Source organism: Nonlabens xylanidelens, from assembly GCF_002934445.1.
Lineage (GTDB): Bacteria > Bacteroidota > Bacteroidia > Flavobacteriales > Flavobacteriaceae > Nonlabens > Nonlabens xylanidelens.
In genome coordinates this window covers 422,840-444,084 of record NZ_PTJE01000001.1, presented here as the reverse complement: position 1 = coordinate 444,084, position 21,245 = coordinate 422,840, and the positions used below count along the sequence as shown (strand labels likewise).

Below are 21,245 nucleotides of genomic sequence, written 5' to 3'. Positions count from 1 at the left end.
GCAATTGCAAATGGACTTTTTTTATTTCTAAAAGCTATGCAAATTTGTTCTCTAAAATGAGCATATTAATTATCTTAACCAGATGAATTCATTTTTAGAAAAAGTCCTTGCAGACTTAGAGAATAACAATATAGATGTCATAACAGCAACTTATGTCGTGCCGTCTAGACGTGTCGGTATTTTTTTGAGTAGGTATCTTGCACAACGCATAGAACAGCCTGTTTTTTTACCTAAAATCTATAGCGTTACAGAGTATATTGAACAATTAGGTCAGGTAGAAATAGTTAATGATCTAGATTTATTACCACTTTTTTATAAGGCTTATAAAAGTGTAGAAACAGAAGGGAATGTAGATAGCTTTGATGAATTCATAGGTTGGGCAACAACTATACTCAAAGATTTTAATGAAATGGATCGTTATCTCGTAGATCCAGAACAGTTTTTTAATTACCTAGGTAGTGTAAAAGAGATGGATCACTGGGCTTTAAATCAAAACCCAACTTTGATGGTGTCTAAGTATTTGAGGTTTTGGAAAAAACTCCACTTGTACTATAATGCTTTCCAACAATTATGTCTAGAAAATGAAACGGTGTATCAAGGGATGGCTTATAGGTTAGCTTTCGCGAAAGCGGAACAATTATCCAATAATTCTACCACTAAAAATAAGACCATTTTCTTAGGGCTCAACGCACTCAACACTGCCGAGTCTAATATTATACAAAAACTCCTTGAGGAAGATCAGGCGTGTATTTACTGGGATATAGATCAATACCTTATGGAATTGTCTTATCATGAATCTGGTAAATTTATACGCAAGTTTAAAAAAGACTGGAAGTATTATGATAAGAACGAACTTAAAATATATGGTAATGAATACCAGTCCAATAAGAAAATAGATATTCATGGCGCAGCTGGTAATTTAAGTATGATCCAGGTTGCGGTAAAGTTAATGGAGCAAATACCTCAAGAAGAGCTAGAAGATACTGCAATTATTCTCGCAGACGAGAGATTGCTTTTGCCATTACTAGACGCTATACCTGATAATATTGCACACTTTAATGTGACTATGGGACTGTCTCTAGACCAGTTACCACTATCTGCATTTGTATATGATATTATTAAAATGCATACCGAGGCTACTGAAGATGGCTATTATTATAAAGGAGTAGTAAATATTCTAGAGTCTTCATTTGCATTTGTTTTAATAGACAGCGACTCTCGTAAATTAGTGAAATATATTAAAGAGAATAACTTAATCTATGTGACTCCATCTAGTTTTGATGAGGTGATAGAAGGTACTATTCTCAATAAAATCATGACACCTATTCAAAACGTAGGTGAGCTTATCAAGTTAATAGAAAACGTTCTTCTAGAGCTTAAAACTAAGTTGTTGCAAGAGGAGAATAGAAGGTTAGAAATAGAGCAGTTATTAGGTATTACAGAGGTAGTACAGAATTTGTCTACCATAGTAGATAATAATGAAGAGATAAAGGATCTTAAAACAGTGGCTTATTTATACAAGCAACTTGTTCCTTTTAAAAATCTGGATTTTATAGGAGAACCTGTACGTGGCTTGCAAATAATGGGGCTTTTAGAGACTAGAGCATTAGATTATAAAAATACCATAATGTTATCGGTAAATGAGGGGATTTTACCAGCTGGAAAATCTACAGCCTCTTATATCTCTAACGATATGAAGTATCAGTTTGCACTGCCTACCTATTCAGAGAAAGATAGTGTCTATGCTTACCACTTCTATAGATTATTGCACAGAGTAAATCATGCAGCATTTATTTACAATACAGAAGGTGATACACTAGGCGGTGGTGAGAAAAGTAGGTTCTTAACACAACTAGAAACAGATCCTAATTCTAAACATATAGTCTCTCACCAGCATTATATTTTTAAAAATAGTGCGGTAAAAGAAGAATTAATGGTGGTCGAGAAAGAGCCATCTTATTTTGAAAGATTGCAACAAATAGCGAGCAGCGGTTTCAGCCCGTCTGCCTTAACGAGTTATGTGCGCAATCCTATAGATTTTTATGCGAGTAAGATTTTGCGCATTTCTCAAATGGAAGACGTAGAAGAAAATATAGCAGCAAATACCATGGGTTCTATCATACATGAGGCGCTGGATAAACTCTATCAGCCCTATGTAAATAAGATTTTAATCAACGAAGATTTTGATAAAATTAAAAAACAGATAAAACCAGAGTTAGATGTAGCCTATCAAGAATGTTATAAGTCAGATTCTACACCGCTAGGAAAGAATAAAATCATTTATGAAGTATCACTACATTATATAAAAATGATGGTGCAAAGCGATTTAGATCTAGTTGCTAGCGGTAGCGAACTAATTATTAAAAGTGTAGAGCGCAAACTAGAAGCTGTAATTGATGTTCCTGAAATAGGAAAGGTGAAAATACATGGTATGGTAGACCGTATCGATCAGTTAGATGGTAAGTTGCGTATTATAGACTATAAATCTGGTGCAACGGCTAAGGGTAATGTAGGTATCGATCCAGAGAACTTTGATATCATAATCGATGATTATGGAAAAGCTAAGGCATTTCAAGTACTCATGTACACATACTTATACAGCCATAATGAGCCTTTTACAGAAGCAAGTGCTGGTATAATAAGTTTTAAGAATTTTGATCAGGGCTACATACCTTTTGGTTTTAAAGCCGGTAGATCTTATAAAGAAAAAATGATCGATGTCGCAGTACTTCAGGATTTTGAACAAGTACTTTTTGTGTTGATCAAAGAACTATTTAATAAAAATATTCCTCTAACAGAAAAGCCCGTATGATAACTAGTAATAATAACATAGTAAAAGGAGAGAACAACCGTGATATACTGTTAGACTATGAATATTTAGAATCTGGTACGCCTTTGCCTGTCGTAGTTTTTTGTCATGGATATAAAGGATATAAAGATTGGGGTGCATGGAGTTTGATGGGTTCGGCTTTCGCCAAAGCGGGATTTCTATTCATAAAATTCAACTATTCACACAATGGCGGCACGGTAAAGCAACCTATAGATTTTCCAGATCTCGATGCCTTCGGAAATAATAATTATAGTAAAGAAGTACGTGATACTGTTACAGTACTGGACTGGATAGAGAACTCTCAGTTGCCTATAGATAGCACTCAAATCAATTTATTAGGACACTCTAGAGCTGGAGGAATCACCACAATTGTCACCGCAAAAGACAATAGGGTTTCAAAACTGATTACACTTGCTGCAGTAGCTAATTATGCAGAGCGTTTTCCTAGCGGTAAAGCACTAGAAGACTGGAAAGAAAATGAAGTGATGTACATCAAAAATGGCCGTACAAAGCAAGAAATGCCACTTTTCTATCAGTTTTATGAAGATTTTGTCCAAAATGAAGAAGCATTAACCATTCTCAAACAAGCCGAAAAAATAAAGCAGCCGCACCTTATTTTACATGGTGAGAATGATGAAACCGTTCTAGTAAAAGACGCTTTGGCTATCCATAAAGCCAGTCCTAACTCTCAATTAAAGTTAATAAGAGAGGCTAACCATACTCTAGGAGCATCGCATCCTTGGGAATCTAGTTTGTTGCCTGCTCATTTAAGAGAAGCAGTGCAGTGCATGATAAACTTTTTGAGATGATTTCTAACATAATTCTATAAAACAAAAAAGCCAAGGATGGAGCTCCTCAGCTTTTTCTAGTAGTCCAACATAACAATATAAAGGACTCTTTTCTATAAATGTCTTTTCTCTCTATTTATCGTTAGAGAAATGCAGCAAGTAAAAGTTAATTTAACTAGTTTAATATTGCTGGGGCGCAAATATAGTTCTTAAAGTTACTAGTTATAGCTATTTTGTAGAGATATTTAATAGGTGGTTGTAATAATTGCGATCCCACTTAGAAACTGCTTCTTAATTTAAGAACAAGGTGTAATCAATATCGGTAATAGCGAGTGTCTCCATAGGTTTAACCGTTTCTTCATTAAGAAGTGATTTAAGCAGCACGATTTCATGTTTATCAAACATCATAGTAAGATTTTGTTGAGTAGAAGGTATTGGTATTTTACGTTTCATAGGCATGCGATCATGCTTTATTTCCCAGTATTCTACCTCTATCTCGTTTACATAAGCTCTTAAATTTCTAAACTGTTTAGGATACAACTCAAAATTTAGATTATTAAAGATAAGTTTATAGACTTTGCATCCAGTGCAGTAGGACAGCTGTCCTTGTTTGTTTTTGGCAAGTGTTTTTACTTTATTACACATAAGTCTATCGTTTTAATAACAGTCGGTAAGTACTTGTCCTCTTTGTTCAAAAACACTTAAAGGTTTACCCAGTTGTTCTATGGTTATTTTTTCTATTGTTGCTAGCACATCATTCATCATTGCAAGAGATCCACAAATCATAATGGGACTACCGTTAGATAGTAGAATTGCTATTTCTACCCTTTGATCCCATATTTTGTGTTGTATATACCTTTTATCCATTTCTCTAGAATAGGCCAGTCGTAGACTAGATAAAGATGTCTGTTTGAGATAAGGCTGGTATAAATCAAAACTACCTGTACTACGACCACCCCAATATAGATGTAGTTCTCTTTTTTTACTTTTCTTCTCATTAATCATTCCTAAGAATGGTGCAATACCAGTACCATTAGAAATCATAATAACTGATCGTTCTTTTTTAGGAAGATGGAATCTTTCATTCTGTTTTATGTAAGCCTCTATTTGATCACCAATTTTTAATTCATTGAGATAAGTAGAGCATACACCGCGATCGTGCTTTTTAATACTTAATAGTATGTAATTATCTATTCTAGCGATAGAATAAGCACGTGGCTTAGTTTCATCTGGTGGCAAAATGTATAATATATCTCCAGACTTATATTTTAATTTTTTATGAGGCTGGATGCACAATAAAAAGGTGTCGTCTAGATTTAATACGGAGCATTCTAATACCTTGAATGTAGAATATGTAGGTTCTTTAAAATCGGCGTTTTTTAATGTTATACCAGTCTGTCTTTTATATTTTTCTAACCACTTTTCAATTTCTTGAGCATCGTTACTATTAATTTTATCTAGTGGTAACATAGGTGTGAAACCAGCTCGTTCTTGTAAAGCTGTGTCTACCTCTACGGCATATTTACAAAAGTGATCATAATCTCTAGAGCCAAATCCTAAGACTGCAAATCGTATAGGATTAGGTTGTTCTATAACAGTTAATTTTTGTAGAAAATGCCTCGCATTAGTAGGTGCATCACCATCGCCATAGGTGGCTGTGAATATGATAAATTGGGTAGCTTTCTCATAGATGCTGTATTCGTTCAGAGAGCTTAAGTAAACTTTTTTCCCTTGTTGAGATAATTGATTTGATATCGCTTTCGCGAAAGCGAACGTACTACCACCTTCTGATCCTACAAGAATTACTATTTCTGCATCTTCTTTATTTGCTAGAGCTATAGTTTTTACAGCTTTTTTGCGTCTTTTTAGGTACATCGCAATACCAGAGAAGATGAAGAATAAAATACTAGCACTAGAGATAAGTAAAATTACAGACCAGATGACGCTGCCGCTTCCTGTGTGCAATGTCATACTCCACGAGGATAGAACATGTGCAAAAGGATGCGATACTTCACTTATGATCTCACCAGAATATTGATCTACTAAAAGATCGCGATCATGTAAGGTAATCTCAAAATAATCCAACTGGTCCTCAGAAAAAGGGAAACTAAGTTGGTCTATTTGCGACATTTTTAATTCCTGAAAAAACGGAATGTCGATTAACTCTCCACTAGATAGTTCTATAGAAGGTTCTTTACTCCAGTTATGTTCTATGGAGAAACTAGGCGTTAGATCAAACTTCTCTGCAGACAGGTAGACGCCTGTTACTGCTATTATTAGAATAGGGAATAACAACCACCTACCTAATATGATATGATAACGCTGATTAAAATCACGTTCTTTAATCTTTCCATATAATTTAAGAAAACCGCCCTGACGTTGTATTAATAATAAAATACCAGTGAAGGCGATAAAGCAAAGAAGTAAAGAGACGATACCTACAAAAATGCGCCCTATACTTTTTAAGAACAAAGATCTATGTAGATTAGTGGTCCATCTATAGATAGGCGCTCTCCCTATTACTAACCCTAATGATGTTCCAGTTTCTGGATGTATATAAACATCTTGACTCGTCCCATCTAGTGTAATAACTGACGCTATCACATAGGAATCTGCAGTTACTTTTATAGATAATACCTCTTCATTGTTTTTTTTTAATTGTGTAAGAGTTCTTGCTAGAGAAACATCTTCTAGATCTACAACATGATAATTTTGCGTAGCATTAGAAATAGGTTCCAGGGCAAGTACCACACCAGTAACTGATGCGACTATTAAAAACAAAGAAGAAAATAATGCGAGGAGTAAGTGACTATATCTCCATAAAGAAAGCGTCATAAAATATAGGTTACTGTGGCAATAGTCGTATGTAACGTATAAAACCGGTTCCTTCTTTTTTACCTTTTAAGTTTGCTGTAGTAAGTTCAAATTGAAGATCTTGAGCATAGTATTCTTGATCTTCTACTGCAGTTTCAAAACGGATGCTGTATCCTTTATCTATTTTATCCTTAGGCAAGTTAATAACACTTATTGTGCGCTCTCCACCACTTATAGTGGCACCAGATATAGCATCTATATCTGGACGGTGTTTACCATAGAATTTCCACCACTGTCCTAGCTCGCTGTACCACTCACTATCTTTACCTTGTACATAGATGGTCTCTTCATATTCTCCTGCTGGATTAAGAAGAGAGATAACTACATAAGCACCTTCTCCAGTATAATTCTTTAACTGGATCATACATTTATAGCTGGCTTTTTCTACTGGTGATATAAAACTGATTAATAAAAAAGAGCTTAATATAAAAACTGGTAATACTTTGAAAAGTGTCTTCATTATTTAAGGAAGTTTAAAGAGGTGTTATTCTTTTGAAGAATTTCATTTTCCATTGCTAGATCATAAACAGATTCTTCAAAATCTGTAGTAAGTTTTGTGTCTGCGCCTTTATCGATAAGGTATTTAATGACCTTATCATCTTTTGCTTTCATTGCTGCGATGTGTAAGGCAGTTAGACCTTCTTCATTCTTTTTATTAATGTCTATTTTGAGACCTTCAAGCAACTGTATTAACTTTAAATCATTCTCACCTGCAGCAATATGATATAAAGTATTACCGCCAGATTGTGTTGCAGTCATAGACACTTTTTTACTTTGCAATAATTTCATTTTTGTTTTAAAGTCTTCTACGTTTCTAGAATTATAAGAATGGACTAAATAATAAGCCAGGTTATTTCCTTTATTATCTGTTACCTGTGCATTTGCTTTATGAGCTAATAAAAACTCAACAACGGCTGCTTTATTTCTACTTACCGCCATAGAAAGTGCCGTGTTACCAGCGCTATTATGCGCGTTTATATCGGTTACTTTTTCAGATAAAAACTGTACAACCTTTAAGTTATTACTTGCTGCAGCATTCATAAAAGGAGAATTTCCGTTATCATCTTTTAGGTTAACATCTACACCGTGGTCTAAGAAATAAGTAAAAAGATCTAGATCTTTGTTTCTATAAGCGATACTGTGCAATGGATTGCGACCGTTATCACCAACTACATTTACCTTAATTCCTAGATTTTCTAAAAAGGCATACACATCTTGAGTATTTTGATAGTTACGTGCACCACGACTAGCCATAAGAATAGCATTACCACCATTCTTATTAGTTGCTTTAAAGTCTACACCTTTATCTATAAGCACTTGTAAAAAAGAAAGGGTTCCTTTTTTTGCAGCATAATGAAAGACATTATTACCATCATTATCTACTGTTTCTAGTTTTAAACCGTATGATAAAAAACTAGACAGTTCTTTCTCATTTTCTAAATGTGGTGCAATAGCTAGTAAGATAGTGGCTCCTTGTTCATTTTTCTCATTTACTAAGTCTACTCCATGATTTTTAAAAGCGTCATAGATAGCAGGATCCTTAGTGCCGGCATTTGCGGCAAACATAAGAGGTGTGTTTCCGTGACTGTCTGGCTGTGTTACAGAAGATCCTAGCTTTAATAATTGCTTTACGATAGTTACATTACCAGAATAGGCAGCCCAATGTAAATAATTACGGCTGTCATGAGTTTTCTTATTAGGTATGTTTCCTTCTATAGAAAGAAGGTGTTCTATAACATCATTATTTGCATGACGTATAATCGCATATACTGTTGCGTCAAAACCGTTCTGATTCATCGACACTGGATCATTTCCTTTTTCTATTAGCGATTTCACCTCATTGAGGCTAGGATTTGTTTTCCAGAAATCACCGGAATAGAAAGTATTTTGTTGAGCAATTGAGCTATAGCCTATCAGCAAGAAGGCTAGTTTCATAAAAATATTTTTCATGGTGATTTATTTTTTTACAAATGATTCAATAATTGGGTCTATTTGTTCCTTTTCAGTTACCTCGTCATTAAAGAGATGTTTGTAAAGAACTTTGTTATCCACTTTTTCTTCCAGAGTTAGGTCTTTATTGCGAGCATAGACATTATCCCATTTAGCTCTTACCAGTTCCCACTTTGCTGTGTTTTCTTTCCACCAGTTTGCAGCAGCTTTACAACGGCTGTCATCTACTTTTACATAAGTGTTATAACCTTTTTCTTTAGCTAGAAGTACATCTTCTTTTCCTTCTTCTTTGATTATTTTATGGTTATCCTGATCGTGTAACCAGCCATAATCTGTAATTTCTTGTCTGTTACCTCTTAAAAGAACATTATAGTCACTACGTGTGGTGTATTCTCTTCTTGCCAGTGGTGCTGGAGTTGTGTTTTCCCAATAACTCTTGCCATCTACATGCACCCACGTAGAACTTCCCTCATATCTCGGGCTGTCATCTACTTGATATACCTTTTGTGTCCACTGTCCTGCAACATCATTTTTTGCTTTATGCTCATAAACCCATTTGTTATTTACATCAAACGTGTATAGATCTTGATTTTCAAACAACCAGTCCTGTCTCCAGTGTTTGATAATCATAGGCTCTGCAGGGTTACCTACTTGTAATAAATGCTGTATTTGAATTTTATCCTCTTCATCAGTTACTAACTGCGCCCATTCTAGTGCCTTATCCACTTTAGTTGCAGACGGTTTATAAAGAGAGTCGTTAGAATAATTAAAGGTCTCTGTAAAATTAAAAGTTACTTCATAGCAACCACACATGTCTTTAATGGCTGTTTGGTCTTGTTGTTTCTTGTCTTGTGCAGTCGCAAACAAGACGGTAATAAAAGTTATTAAGGTAAGATAGCTAGTTTTCATTTTGGATTTTTTTGAAAATTATTCTTCTGCAAAAATACTTATATTTATTTATTCTAAATAATAATAAACTATATATTTGCACTTTATTAAGAATGATTCTAAGTAGTGATATGTGTAAATATTTGTTTATAAGTGTATTGAGTTTTATCGCTTTCGCGAAAGCGGTAGCCCAACAAACTGTAATCGACTCTACAGCAACAGAAAAGCTAGAAGAAATAGTCCTTACAGCAACACGTACAGAAAGACAATTATCTTCACTACCATTACCAGTGACTCTTATTTCTAAAAAGAACATTTTACAGTCAGGAACTATACGACTAGATGAAATTCTTAACGAGCAAACAGGTATCATAACGGTGTCTGATGAGAGTGGTTTTGAAGGTGTACAAATACAAGGAATATCGTCAGACTATATTCTTATTCTAGTAGACGGTGTACCACTAGTAGGACGCAGTGCAGGTAATTTTGACCTTAGTAGAATTACAGTAGGTAATATCAAACAAATAGAAGTGGTTAAAGGTCCGGCGAGTAGTCTTTATGGTAGTGAAGCGCTGGGTGGAGTCATCAATATTATTACTGAAAAGCCTAAAACTGAAAAACTAAATGGAAACGTTTCTTATAGATTGGGCAGTTTTACACAACAAGACATTAATCTAGATGTAAAAAAACGTTTTGATAAACTGAGAATAGGCTTTTTTGCAAATCGTTTTTCTAGCAATGGTTATGATTTGAGTCCAGAAACTGGCGGGCAAACCGTTAATCCTTTTGAGAATTACACTTTTAACACTCGTTTATATTATGATTTTAACGAGAGTATATCTCTATTTACCTCGGCTCGATATTATGACCAGACTCAAGATGCTGGATTTACTTTTGAAGATATAGAATACAAAGGCGATAGCAATGAAAAGGAATGGAACGCGCACGCACGATTAGATCATAAATGGGATGAGAAGCTCTCTACTTCTTATGAGTTTTATTATACTAATTATCGTGCAAACGAGCGACTAGAAGATCCTATAGAAGAAGATGCTTTTACCGATAGTGATTTTAACCAGACCTTGATACGTCCTGAGATTAGAGCAAATTATAAGTTAGAATCGGCTGGTACTATAACGGCTGGTGTAGGATATCAACTAGAATCGCTGGATAGAACATATTTTGACGAGCGTGTAGATTTTAACTCGCAATACGTTTATGGACAGTATGATGTGAATCCTACAGAAAAATTAAATGTTATAGCAGGTGCTAGATTTGATAACCATTCAGAGTACAGTAATCAATTCAGTCCTAAGCTGGCTGCGAGATACCAACTTAGTGAATCTATAGCCATAAAGGCATCTGTAGGTTATGGGTTTAAAGCTCCAGATTTTAGACAGTTGTATTTTGATTTTACAAACTCGGCGGTAGGATATACGGTTTTAGGATATAATGTTGCGGTAGATAAATTAAATGACTTGCAAGCGCAAGGTCAGATTCTAGATGTGGTTGTGCCGCTTAATGAGTTAGATGATCCACTAGAGGCAGAAAGTAGTATAGGTTATAATCTAGGCATGACCTTTAAGAAAGGAAAATGGAATTCAGAACTTAATTTTTTCCGTAATGATTTTAAAAACTTAATTGATACTAGAATTATAGCGCGCAAGAATAATGGACAGAATGTTTTTAGTTACGTGAATTTTGATGAGATATATACTACTGGGTTAGAAGTAAATACTAGCTATAAAGTATCAGATGCTATTAAATTAAGTGCTGGTTATCAATTACTCTACGCATTTGATAAAACTCAAGAAAAAGCTGTTGAAGATGGTAATGTATTTGTGCGCGATGCACAGACTAATCAGACCGTTGCGATTGATCGATCAGAATATTTTGGTCTTGTTAATCGCTCGAGACACAACGGTAATTTTAAAATCTTTTATGATTTAAAAAAATATAAGGCAAACGTGAACCTGCGATTGCTATACCGTAGTAAATATGCCCAATTTGATACCAATGGAAACGGACTCATAGATAGCTATGATACAAGTTTTATAGGCGGTTATGTAACTGCTAACATTGCTGCAAATAAAACTTTTTACCAAGACTTTAATCTTCAAGTAGGAGCAAATAACCTACTGGATTATACAGATAATAACATCCCTACACAGCCAGGGATTCAAGGATACATAAAACTTAACTATCAATTTTAACTATAAACAATTACCCAAAATGAAAACAGTCAACACACTTAAAACTATTGCCATCGCCATTCTTTTTTTAGGATTTGGATCTTGTAGCAGCGATGACGATGTATCACAAGCAGCTATAGAATCTAACACAGTTTCTAATTTACCAGCACCACAAACTGGTGGTCAGGGACAAGAAATAGGAGGTGACTTTACCAAATTTGATTTTTCAACAGGATTAGAAACTACTAGTGATACAGAATGGGATATTGCTTTTAGAGGTACTACCATTGCTATTAATGGTGGAGTATCTACTGGTACTGCAGACGAGCCTGAAAGAAATGGCGACGCAGCAGCAGCTATTGCTACAGGAACATTTGCTAGTGTTGTTACAGCAGAAGGGTTGGTCTTTACTCAAGACGCCAGTGCGGGCTACGCGATTCCAGCAGGTAGCGATAATGGATGGTACAATTATAACTTCATGACTAACGTAATTTCTGCTATTCCAGGAAAAGTATTAGTTATAAGAACTAGAGATGGTAGGTATGCTAAAGTAGAAATCTTAAGTTATTATGAAAACCAAGACACTACAGCTAGCAGTCGTTTTTACACTTTTAATTATGTGTATAATCCTAATTTAGGAGATACCTCTTTATAGATTTTAGTTTGATTAGTTCTTTAAAAGGCTCTTCTATGTAATGTTTGAGGAGTCTTTTAATTAAAATCTGATCATTCCTATTGTTTTAATACCTATTAGCTTCCTAAATTCTCACCCTTCTCAATAAATCAACATGGCTTGTATTAGTAGTTTTAATATTATTAAAGATAGATTTACCGTCTTTCTAGAAGAAAACGGTCATCGCAAAACACCAGAACGATATGCTATTCTCGAACAGATATATAAATCTGAAGAGCACTTAAATGTGGATACACTTTTCTCAAAAATGATAGAGGAGAATTATAGAGTAAGTAGAGCAACACTTTATAATACCCTAGATATCTTAATAGAATCTCGTTTAGTACGCAGGCATCAATTCGGTGATAATGTGGCCTATTATGAGAAATCTTTTTTTGACGGTAAACACGATCATATTATCATGACAGATACTGGCGAGGTATTAGAATTTTCTGACCCTATGGTTCAAGAAATTAAAAAAACTATAGAAGAGGTTTTTGATGTTTCCATAGATACTCACTCTTTATATTTCTATGCTACAAAAAATGAGAAATCTGATAATGAATAGTATCTTAGAAGTAAATAGTTCATTTTATTTTTAAGTGGTCTAAATATAAACTCTTTTATATCAAGTATTTATATTGTTTCTAATCCTGCCTGAGATTATATTTGGTTAACTTAAAATCGAATATTATGTCTATAAGAATAGGAAACAGTTGTGTGAATTGTGAGAATTTAATGGAGAATGAAAATTGTAAAATTCACGGTGTTAAGGTAAGTACGAGTTACACCTGCGATAGTTTTGAAATGAAAGCAGCATTAAAAAACGATCCTAATTGTACATCATGTGCTAGGTATGAAGGACCTACTTGTGCAAACCCACAGAAAGCAGCTCCAGGAATGTTATGTTCTCACTGGGCTCCACAAAATGCGCAAGCATAAAAATAAAATTCAATACTTATAAAAACAGTAGCTGGTTCATTCAGTTGCTGTTTTTATTTGTTTCCATTTTTTAAGTTTCATAAGAGTATGAACAACTTAGGGCAGAAACCGGATAAATTTAAAAAGCCATCTAGTCATATTTAAGAGATTATCTTTGCAATCTCGATGGCTATTCAAATCAATACTTCTCAAATACTTAAACTAGCAATACCAGCTATAATTGCAGGTATAGCAGAGCCTCTTATAAGCATCACCGATCTTGCAATTATCGGTAAGATGGATGGCGATACTACAAATGCACTTGCTGCCATAGGACTGGTAGGTACATTTTTAAGTGCCATAATCTGGACACTGGCACAAACTAAAACCTCTATCTCTTCTATAGTTTCTAATACGCTAGGAGCAAATCAGCTAGAAAAAATCAATGATTTGATACCACAAGTGGTGTGGTTAAATATTGTTCTAGGTACTTGTATCTATCTAGTCACCGCACCTATGGCTAGTTATATATTCACACTTTATAAAGCTCAGGACGAGGTGCTTTCTATAGCGTCTAGTTATTACCAAATAAGAGCAATAGGTTTTCCCATGACGTTGTGTGCTTTTGCTATTTTCGGAATATTTAGAGGGCTTCAAAACACCTCTTGGGCCATGATAGCAAGTCTGTCTGGCGCAGTAGTAAACATAGGTTTAAACTTTATACTTGTTTACGGTATTAAGGGTTTTGTCCCAGCTTATGGTATTATGGGTGCTGCATATGCTAGTCTCGCCGCACAGTTAGTCATGTTATTGATAGCTATCTTCTTTTTGTATAAAAAGACCATTTTCAGCATGAAGTTAACGCTATGGCAACCTCATGAAAAACTGAAGAAACATATAGGTCTTACTGCAAATTTCTTTTTGCGTACCGTAGCCATTAATGTAGCGATTTACTTTTCTTATCAATTTGCAAATAGTTATGGGGTAGAAGAGGCGGCAGCACACGCTGTTCTTATGAATGTATGGTTGTTCTTCTCATTTCTAGTAGATGGGTTTGCAAATGCTGGTAACGCAATAGGTGGTAAGTTATTTGGGTCTAAAGATGCCGATTCTCTCAAATATCTAGCAAATAAAACTTCTCTTTATGGTGTTGTTATGGCGGCTATTCTAGCTGTTATTTGCACCATATTATATCCTTATCTGGGAACACGTTTTACAGACGATCCTGAGGTGCTAGAGATTATTGCAAACTCCTTCTGGATCGTGCTACTCATGCAACCTATAAATGCAGTCGCTTTTGTTTATGATGGCATTTTTAAAGGTTGGGGAGAGGCTTCTTACCTGCGCAATCTATTGTGGCTTCTTACAGCATTAGTGTTTTTACCTGTTTTATTTATTCTAGACTATTTTAATGATAACCTTCATGCCGTCTGGTTTGCTTTCTTTGCTTGGATGATAGGACGTGCGGCCGTTTTGTACTTTAAATTTAAAAGTAAGGTGGCTGCCATGGTAATAGAATAGATTCTTTTTAAAGGAAATATAGTTGGTGTTAATTCCGCTTTCGCGAAAGCGTACACCACACAATCCTCACATAATCTCATTATCTTTGCGCCTTAATTATAGCATATGCAAGCGTTACTTATAGAGGACAATACGTTCTTAGATATCATAGGATTTTTAGGCGGCTCAGGACTTTTCCTAGTATTGGGTGTACTTCTCATTATTGTAGTGATTTACAATAGATACAAACGCAAAGGATGAGAAAAGTACGTATAACAAAAGAATTTACATTTGAAACTGGTCATGCACTTTATGGGTATGACGGTAAGTGTCGCAATGTACACGGCCATAGTTATAAACTAGCCGTTACGGTAATCGGGACACCTATAGATGAGTTAGGTCATGTGAAGCATGGAATGGTGATCGATTTTGGTGATCTAAAGAAGATTATCAAAGAAGAGATTGTAGATCCATTTGATCACGCGACAGTGTTTAATAAAAACACACCGCATGTGGAACTAGCCAAAGAACTTTCTGACCGTGGTCACGATGTAATTCTAGTAGATTATCAACCGACTAGCGAGATGATGATTATAGACTTTGCAGATAAGATCAAAAGACGTTTACCTAGTAATATCGCCTTGCACACATTACGATTAAGAGAAACAGAAACCAGCTATGCCGAGTGGCATGCCGCAGATCAGGTTTAACTACTGGATAAAGAAGCTTTTAAAAAGAAAAGAAAGTCTTAGCAATTAGTTTTATTAATCCAGTGATTAATTTATAAGTTGCAACTATGGTATTATGCTTTTTTTCTTCTAAGTAATTTGCTTCCATAATACTGTTTTTTAAGAGGATTGCGAATATGTAAATTATTCTCTTATCACAGCTGAAAAGCGTTAATTATTCGACAAAATACATCTATTGATGTGTTTTACTAAATGTCAAGTATAAAAAAAGCTCCTTAAATTTAATCGATTTAAGGAGCTTTTTGTTGATGTTTTATTAAATCTTACTTCTTCATTTTAGGTAACATTTTTTCAATACCGTCATTTTCTCCTACGGTTACTTTACTGCTTCCTAGTATGGTTACTTGACCTACTGTAAAATCACTTTCTGTTGCTTCAAAGATGTTGTCCACATACTTCTGTGGGTTGCGATCTATGTAAGGAAACCAGGTGCTGTGAATTTGTATCATTACTCTATGTCCTTTTTTAAAGGTATGTAAGATGTCTTGTAAAGGGAAATTCACTTTAGTTTTCTTTCCTTCTTTAAAAGGTTCTGGTTTAGAAAAGTCATTTCTAAATCTACCTCTGAAGGTTTCTGCACGCACCAGTTGCTGGTAACCTGCTAGAGATATATCTTTAGGAGTATACGCACCGTTAGCCTCGTCATCTGGATATACGTCTATTATTTTTACTATAAAGTCTGCGTCTGTAATGTTATTTAAGATCACCTCTAGATTTGCCTCTATCTCTCCTGCAAGAAGCATGTCATTTTCTAACACTTCTGTCTGAAAAGTAAGTACGTCTTGTCTTCTAGATGCATGACGCTGGTCGTCTGTCATGTAAGCTCTAGGTGTAAATGTTACTGGTGTTATCTCGCTTCTAAAAGGTACTGGTTTCATAGGATCACTCGTATAAGTGAATTCCTGTTTTTTATCGCCAGCCTTGTTGATCAATAACTCACCATTATTTCCAAATCCAAAAGAAACTTGTTCTTGTTGTGGTGGCCAGTGTGTAAATTGTTCCCATTTTTTTGCGCCAGTATCAAACATGTATGCCTCTGGTAATTGTGGGTTTTTCTTTCCTTTTAAATGATGCTCAAAGAAAGGTGTTTCAATGTTTTTCTGGTAAAAAGTAGAAATGCTATCACCGAAGTGAATGTGATTTACCATTTGCTTACCACGCTCTCTTGCCCAGTTTCCATGACTCCATGGTCCCATAACAATCATGTTATTCTTATTGTTAGGGTTTTTGCTTTCTACACTTTTATAGATATTAAGTGGTCCATAAAGATCTTCTGCATCAAACCAGCCACCTACGGTCATTACGGCATGGTTTACGTCATCAAAATGATTGATTATAGCACGTTTTTGCCAGAATTCGTCATAATTAGGGTGCTCTGCAACTTGCTTCCAGAAGAAGTTATCTGGAAAAATATTTTTAGTTACATTTTTAAGCGGTCCTATTTTCATGTTGAAATCATAACCATCCTTCATGTTTCCTGCTGCACGCAGTTTATCCCATTTATCATTGTACCAGCTTTCTGAGGTAGGCTCTGACTGATAGCCGAATAAAGGGTATGCCATTAAATAACTTTGTAATGTCGCTCCCATGTGATGAAAGTCATCAAAGAAAAAATCTGCAATGGGTGCTTGTGGTGAAGATGCTGTTAGTGATGGGTGCGCTTCTGGTAATGCAGCTGCGGTGTAGTGTCCTGGATAAGAAATTCCCCATTGACCTACTTTTTTATTGTTGTTAGGGAGATTATTTACTAACCATTCTATAGTATCATAAGTATCACTACTCTCGTCTATATCTTCTTTATTATTTACGTCGTTACCAGGTATGTGAGGTCTCATGTTATCATAATCTCCTTCACTCATCCATCTACCGCGCACATCTTGATATACAAAGATGTAACCTTCTTGCATCATGAATTTGTTGGGTCCTAGTGATCTTTTATACTCACCTTCTCCATAAGGCCTTACACTGTATGGTGTACGTTGCATCATGATAGGATATTCCTTTGAGGTATCCTTAGGTGCATAGATTACGGTATATAATTTAACACCATCTCTCATAGAGATATATTCTACCGTTTTTGTGTAATTTTCTTTTACGTAGTTGGATTTAGATTGCGCTTTGGCGAAAGCGAAACTAAAAACAGCCACAACAATAAGAATGTAATTTTTCATGTTTTATATTTAAGAAGATTATTCTAATTCTATGTAAATAGAATTAATGAAGCAAAATATCAAAATTATTTCTTCTAATTGTTAAGTATTTGGTAATGAATTAAGGTGGTTGTTGTTCTCGCTTTCGCGAAAGCGGAAACAAAAAAAGACTCTTCTTAAAAAGAAAAGTCTTTTTAAATGAAAGTATTTTTATTCCTTACTTTACTATTAGTTTTTTAGTTACTGAGCCTGATGTGGTGGTGATTTTGATAAAGTACATACCTATGGCCACACCTGATAAATCTACATTATGTGATGTGCCAGTATTGTTTTTTCGCGAGGTTATTTTTTTACCGCTTACATCGTACACATCATAATCAAAATCTTGTGTAGCATTCCAGTTGATGTTAAACATGCCTGAAGACGGATTAGGATATATGGTGAACATGTCTTCTATAGATGTAGCGTCGTTACTTAAAATACCATTGATTACAAAATTATCAATTACCGCACCTTCTCCAGTTACAGACTGATCTGTTCTAAGTACATATCTAAATACTACTTGAGGAAAACGGCGTAAGAAGTTAAGTGATATATCATAATTATTTAATGTTGCTGAGGTGCCTGTCCATTGTGCACCTACACAGTTAAAGCAGTCATTTCCATCAGGAAATCTACTCGAGTTATACCAGTTAGGACTACTGGCAGTACCTAGGGTATTCCAGTTGTTACCACTATCTGTAGAGTATTCCATGTAAAGTAAATCCCAATTATTTTCTAGATCATAAGCCATGTCAAAGGATAACACAGGGTTTTGAATATCAGTTAGATCATAACATCCAGAATATAAATAGCTAGTAGAATTATTACCGTATTGCCCAGAAAGGTTGGTTCCATAAACATTTGAAGTACCTGCTGTCGCGCTGCTTAATAGCGCTCCACTCGCGGTACCACGTTCCCATAAAGAAGAAGCGCTGCCAGAATTAGAAACCAGAAACTCTCTGTTTTCAAACTGATGTAGGTCGTTTATTACACCACTAGAGTTACTTAGAATATCAATAGATTGATTATTGTTATTGATGAAATAGTCGTTAGGGGTATTTACAGTAATATTAATAGCATGCGTGCCTGGACTTAGGTTAATACCGGATAAGGCTATAGAAGTCTGTCCTTGAGGAGCAATAGAGACCGTCATTTGTTGTGAAACAGTAGTTCCGCGATCTATGATATAGCTTATATCTACGGAGCTAATATCATTGAGACCTGTGTTTTTTACAACCACCATAAGGTCATCTATACCACAAGAAATATCACCTCCATTATTTTGTATTTCTACTAATTGTATGTCAGAATTAGGTGCAGCCTGCTGTACTGAAGACTGCCAGATACCTCTACCATAGGTTGCTGCGGTAAGCGTGTTATCGTTTGTATTGATCTCTAGATCTCTTATGTTTACATTAGGTAAGTTATTTGAATAAATCTCCCATGTGCTTAATGACTCATCATATTTATAAACACCTACTGTGGTCCCTACATATAAAGGCTCGTCTATACTAGAGCCTTGATGTGCAAGAGTATTTTTACCTAGGTTGGGTAGATTACCAGTAATATCTAGGAAAGTACGACCTTGATTATTACTTTTAAAAACACCACCGTTAGAAAAACTAGTGGCTGCATAAACAATAGAACTGTCGTTTGCATTTACCTCAATAGCAGTAATATTATTGTTAAAACTAGAGACTAAGGTAAAAGTAGCACCTGCAGTGGTACTCAAATATAGATTTTGATCTATACCTACAAAAATGTTATTATCATTATTAGGATCTATCTCTAATACATCAATATTGCTGCCGAATGATGGAGAAACTGCAGTAAAAGCTCCGCCTGATACTTTATATAAACTAGTATAGCCAGCATAAATAGTTCCTCTACTATCTGTTTTTAAAGGAGTAATCCAGTTGCCTTGTTCTGGGCCGTTTACACTATTTGTTAAACTCGCACCACCGTTAGTAGATATGTATAAACCACCACCACGTTGTGTGAACCCATATCGTATTTGAGGATTATTAGGATCTATACCTGCCTCCATACCATCTGCCCCATAGTAGTTAGTCCACGCATTTGCACTTCTAGTAAAACCACCATTATCTTGTAATCCACCAGCGATGTCAGCACTAGACTGGTTGCCTACTGCGACTCTATAAAACTGTCCTATTTGAGCACCAGAAGTTAAATCACTAAAGCTACCACCATCATTTGTGCTTCTATAAATTCCTCCATCAGATAGTACAAATAGCTCATTGTTAAACTGTCTTATTTGGTGTATGTCTGCATGCGTATAACTTGCTTGAGCGCTATTATTCCAGCTATTTACTTTAAAAAAAGAAGAACCTCCTGAGGTAGATTTCCATACGTTAAGACATCCCGTGTAAATAGTTTCTGCATTAGTGGGAGAAACTTCTAATGCTAGATCGAACCATCCCTGATTGTTTTCTAGAATATCTATATTGCTTGTATCTCTTTTAGTAAATGAGCTACCGCTATTTCCAGATCTGTAGACACCTACTAGGTCTGCATTATTATCAATTATAAGTAGGTATACATAATTAGGATTTGCCTGTGTTACACCTATAACAGATCTACCTTGATTAAATGGAAGTCCAGAGGTTATTTGTGTCCAGGTATCACCACCGTTGATAGATTTATGAAATGAACTTGTTGTAGAAAGGTAAATGGTATCTGGACTACCAGGTTTAAGTTTAATATCCTTTACATTTTCATTTAACGTTCTAGTAAAATTTGCTCCAGCATCTGTAGATTTATAAAATCCATTACTAGAAGAGACGTAAATAGTATTACTGTTAGTAGGGTCTATATAAACCTCACTTATATTACCACCTCTAGTAAATACTAAATCCGTTGGATTAAAAGTAGCACCTGCATCTGTAGATTTAAGAAGTCCTATACTTTCTGTATCGCCGCCGTCGTCATCTCCGGTTCCTACATAAACTATATTAGAATTGTTAGGATCTATGGCAATTGCGCTAGCGCCTATTTCAGTTAAAAAGTCTGTAATAGGATTCCAAGTAGCCCCAGCATCTATAGATTTCCAGGCACCACCACCAGGTGAACCGAGATAATAAACGTCTGGATTATTAGGATCTACAGCAACGGTATTTACTCGACCCTGACCAGGTGACCACGAGCCAGCTTCTGTATATGTAAATGGACCAGCAGGAACCCAATTTGAATTATCTACCAGACTATTTTTAAGTATATTCTTGTTTATCTCGTTCTGTAAATCTATGGGTGATTGTAGTGTCCCATCTGCTTTTACAAAAGCTTCAGATTTATTTACCCAACGCATGAAGGGTTTATAACCACTACCTTTTGCATCTTTATCATGTACGGACCAATAAGCGTCTCCTGCAGCTTTTATTTCTTGATATGTAGGTTGTGATCCATTTTTACGCAACATTAAATCTTGCATCCATGGAGCATCTGTTCCTAATTGAGCAGCAGTAAATGAACCGATTGTAAGTACTAATAAGGCAATGAAATATTTCATATAGGTATAATTGGGGATAATGCAATATAATGCCTGAATGTCACGAATTCATAACCTATCAGGTCAAAACCCTTGAATTATAAAGTTTTATAGCCTTTTATGGTCATTATAGTCAACAAAACATGTTTTTTATCGATCTTATTAATAGAAGCTGAGTATTAT

General features: G+C 35.2%; 16 protein-coding genes. 9 read left to right on the top strand and 7 right to left on the bottom strand.

What is annotated here, in order from left to right:
- Nucleotides 1-82: 82 nt before the first annotated feature.
- Nucleotides 83-2,812 (top strand): PD-(D/E)XK nuclease family protein, encoded by a 2,730-nt coding sequence (locus LY01_RS01975; protein WP_104514127.1) that lies wholly within the window; start codon nucleotides 83-85, stop codon nucleotides 2,810-2,812.
- Nucleotides 2,809-3,639 (top strand): alpha/beta hydrolase family protein, encoded by an 831-nt coding sequence (locus LY01_RS01970; RefSeq protein WP_104514126.1) that lies wholly within the window; start codon nucleotides 2,809-2,811, stop codon nucleotides 3,637-3,639. The genes LY01_RS01975 and LY01_RS01970 overlap by 4 nt, the downstream gene beginning before the upstream one ends.
- Before the next feature lie 270 nt (nucleotides 3,640-3,909).
- Here the strand turns inward: LY01_RS01970 and LY01_RS01965 are convergent, their stop codons facing one another.
- Genes LY01_RS01965 through LY01_RS01945 form a run of 5 tightly spaced genes read right to left on the bottom strand, consistent with a single transcriptional unit; the run spans nucleotide 3,910 to nucleotide 9,351 of the window.
- Nucleotides 3,910-4,263 carry a DUF6686 family protein gene (locus tag LY01_RS01965; protein ID WP_104514125.1) on the bottom strand — a complete coding sequence of 118 codons (354 nt, stop codon included), beginning with the start codon at nucleotides 4,261-4,263 and terminating at the stop codon, nucleotides 3,910-3,912.
- 12 nt (nucleotides 4,264-4,275) lie between these two features.
- A complete protein-coding gene (locus tag LY01_RS01960; RefSeq protein WP_104514124.1) occupies nucleotides 4,276-6,453 on the bottom strand; it encodes a PepSY domain-containing protein in 2,178 nt (725 codons plus the stop codon).
- Between the two features lie 10 nt (nucleotides 6,454-6,463).
- Nucleotides 6,464-6,952, bottom strand: coding sequence for a DUF2271 domain-containing protein (locus tag LY01_RS01955; RefSeq protein WP_104514123.1), 489 nt, complete (start codon nucleotides 6,950-6,952; stop codon nucleotides 6,464-6,466).
- Nucleotides 6,952-8,442 carry an ankyrin repeat domain-containing protein gene (locus LY01_RS01950; RefSeq protein ID WP_104514122.1) on the bottom strand — a complete coding sequence of 497 codons (1,491 nt, stop codon included), beginning with the start codon at nucleotides 8,440-8,442 and terminating at the stop codon, nucleotides 6,952-6,954. The genes LY01_RS01955 and LY01_RS01950 overlap by 1 nt, the downstream gene beginning before the upstream one ends.
- Nucleotides 8,443-8,448: 6 nt before the next feature.
- Nucleotides 8,449-9,351: a DUF6607 family protein gene (locus LY01_RS01945; RefSeq protein WP_104514121.1), complete on the bottom strand. Its 903-nt coding sequence runs from the start codon at nucleotides 9,349-9,351 to the stop codon at nucleotides 8,449-8,451.
- 110 nt (nucleotides 9,352-9,461) lie between these two features.
- Between LY01_RS01945 and LY01_RS01940 the strand changes: the two genes are divergently transcribed.
- The 7 genes from LY01_RS01940 to LY01_RS01915 all read left to right on the top strand — a co-directional run bounded on the left by LY01_RS01940 (nucleotide 9,462) and on the right by LY01_RS01915 (nucleotide 15,326).
- Nucleotides 9,462-11,543 (top strand): TonB-dependent receptor plug domain-containing protein, encoded by a 2,082-nt coding sequence (locus LY01_RS01940; RefSeq protein ID WP_104514712.1) that lies wholly within the window; start codon nucleotides 9,462-9,464, stop codon nucleotides 11,541-11,543.
- A gap of 19 nt (nucleotides 11,544-11,562) precedes the next feature.
- Entirely contained in the window at nucleotides 11,563-12,177 is a 615-nt protein-coding gene (locus tag LY01_RS01935; RefSeq protein WP_104514120.1) for an HmuY family protein, read from the top strand.
- Between the two features lie 133 nt (nucleotides 12,178-12,310).
- The gene (locus LY01_RS01930) at nucleotides 12,311-12,763 is read left to right on the top strand and encodes a Fur family transcriptional regulator (protein ID WP_104514119.1); all 453 of its coding nucleotides are present in this window, start codon (nucleotides 12,311-12,313) and stop codon (nucleotides 12,761-12,763) included.
- Nucleotides 12,764-12,888: 125 nt separating this feature from the next.
- Entirely contained in the window at nucleotides 12,889-13,137 is a 249-nt protein-coding gene (locus LY01_RS01925; protein ID WP_104514118.1) for a hypothetical protein, read from the top strand.
- A gap of 165 nt (nucleotides 13,138-13,302) precedes the next feature.
- Nucleotides 13,303-14,637 (top strand): MATE family efflux transporter, encoded by a 1,335-nt coding sequence (locus LY01_RS01920; protein WP_104514117.1) that lies wholly within the window; start codon nucleotides 13,303-13,305, stop codon nucleotides 14,635-14,637.
- A gap of 105 nt (nucleotides 14,638-14,742) precedes the next feature.
- Nucleotides 14,743-14,877 carry a hypothetical protein gene (locus LY01_RS15340; RefSeq protein ID WP_262497502.1) on the top strand — a complete coding sequence of 45 codons (135 nt, stop codon included), beginning with the start codon at nucleotides 14,743-14,745 and terminating at the stop codon, nucleotides 14,875-14,877.
- Nucleotides 14,874-15,326, top strand: coding sequence for a 6-pyruvoyl trahydropterin synthase family protein (locus tag LY01_RS01915; protein ID WP_104514116.1), 453 nt, complete (start codon nucleotides 14,874-14,876; stop codon nucleotides 15,324-15,326). Before LY01_RS15340 ends, LY01_RS01915 begins: the two co-directional genes overlap by 4 nt.
- Before the next feature lie 302 nt (nucleotides 15,327-15,628).
- Here the strand turns inward: LY01_RS01915 and LY01_RS01910 are convergent, their stop codons facing one another.
- Nucleotides 15,629-17,536 carry a CocE/NonD family hydrolase gene (locus tag LY01_RS01910; protein WP_104514115.1) on the bottom strand — a complete coding sequence of 636 codons (1,908 nt, stop codon included), beginning with the start codon at nucleotides 17,534-17,536 and terminating at the stop codon, nucleotides 15,629-15,631.
- 196 nt (nucleotides 17,537-17,732) lie between these two features.
- Nucleotides 17,733-21,083: a T9SS type A sorting domain-containing protein gene (locus LY01_RS01905; RefSeq protein ID WP_104514114.1), complete on the bottom strand. Its 3,351-nt coding sequence runs from the start codon at nucleotides 21,081-21,083 to the stop codon at nucleotides 17,733-17,735.
- Between the last annotated feature and the right edge of the window lie 162 nt (nucleotides 21,084-21,245).

Coding starts and splice junctions, on each gene's coding strand:
- LY01_RS01950 (WP_104514122.1), bottom strand. CDS start 8,442: ATGAAAAATATTTTTATGAAACTAGCCTTCTTGCTGATAGGCTATAGC.
- LY01_RS01920 (WP_104514117.1), top strand. CDS start 13,303: ATGGCTATTCAAATCAATACTTCTCAAATACTTAAACTAGCAATACCA.
- LY01_RS01935 (WP_104514120.1), top strand. CDS start 11,563: ATGAAAACAGTCAACACACTTAAAACTATTGCCATCGCCATTCTTTTT.
- LY01_RS01940 (WP_104514712.1), top strand. CDS start 9,462: ATGTGTAAATATTTGTTTATAAGTGTATTGAGTTTTATCGCTTTCGCG.
- LY01_RS01910 (WP_104514115.1), bottom strand. CDS start 17,536: ATGAAAAATTACATTCTTATTGTTGTGGCTGTTTTTAGTTTCGCTTTC.
- LY01_RS01965 (WP_104514125.1), bottom strand. CDS start 4,263: ATGTGTAATAAAGTAAAAACACTTGCCAAAAACAAACAAGGACAGCTG.
- LY01_RS01955 (WP_104514123.1), bottom strand. CDS start 6,952: ATGAAGACACTTTTCAAAGTATTACCAGTTTTTATATTAAGCTCTTTT.
- LY01_RS01915 (WP_104514116.1), top strand. CDS start 14,874: ATGAGAAAAGTACGTATAACAAAAGAATTTACATTTGAAACTGGTCAT.
- LY01_RS01970 (WP_104514126.1), top strand. CDS start 2,809: ATGATAACTAGTAATAATAACATAGTAAAAGGAGAGAACAACCGTGAT.
- LY01_RS15340 (WP_262497502.1), top strand. CDS start 14,743: ATGCAAGCGTTACTTATAGAGGACAATACGTTCTTAGATATCATAGGA.
- LY01_RS01945 (WP_104514121.1), bottom strand. CDS start 9,351: ATGAAAACTAGCTATCTTACCTTAATAACTTTTATTACCGTCTTGTTT.
- LY01_RS01930 (WP_104514119.1), top strand. CDS start 12,311: ATGGCTTGTATTAGTAGTTTTAATATTATTAAAGATAGATTTACCGTC.
- LY01_RS01925 (WP_104514118.1), top strand. CDS start 12,889: ATGTCTATAAGAATAGGAAACAGTTGTGTGAATTGTGAGAATTTAATG.
- LY01_RS01905 (WP_104514114.1), bottom strand. CDS start 21,083: ATGAAATATTTCATTGCCTTATTAGTACTTACAATCGGTTCATTTACT.
- LY01_RS01960 (WP_104514124.1), bottom strand. CDS start 6,453: ATGACGCTTTCTTTATGGAGATATAGTCACTTACTCCTCGCATTATTT.
- LY01_RS01975 (WP_104514127.1), top strand. CDS start 83: ATGAATTCATTTTTAGAAAAAGTCCTTGCAGACTTAGAGAATAACAAT.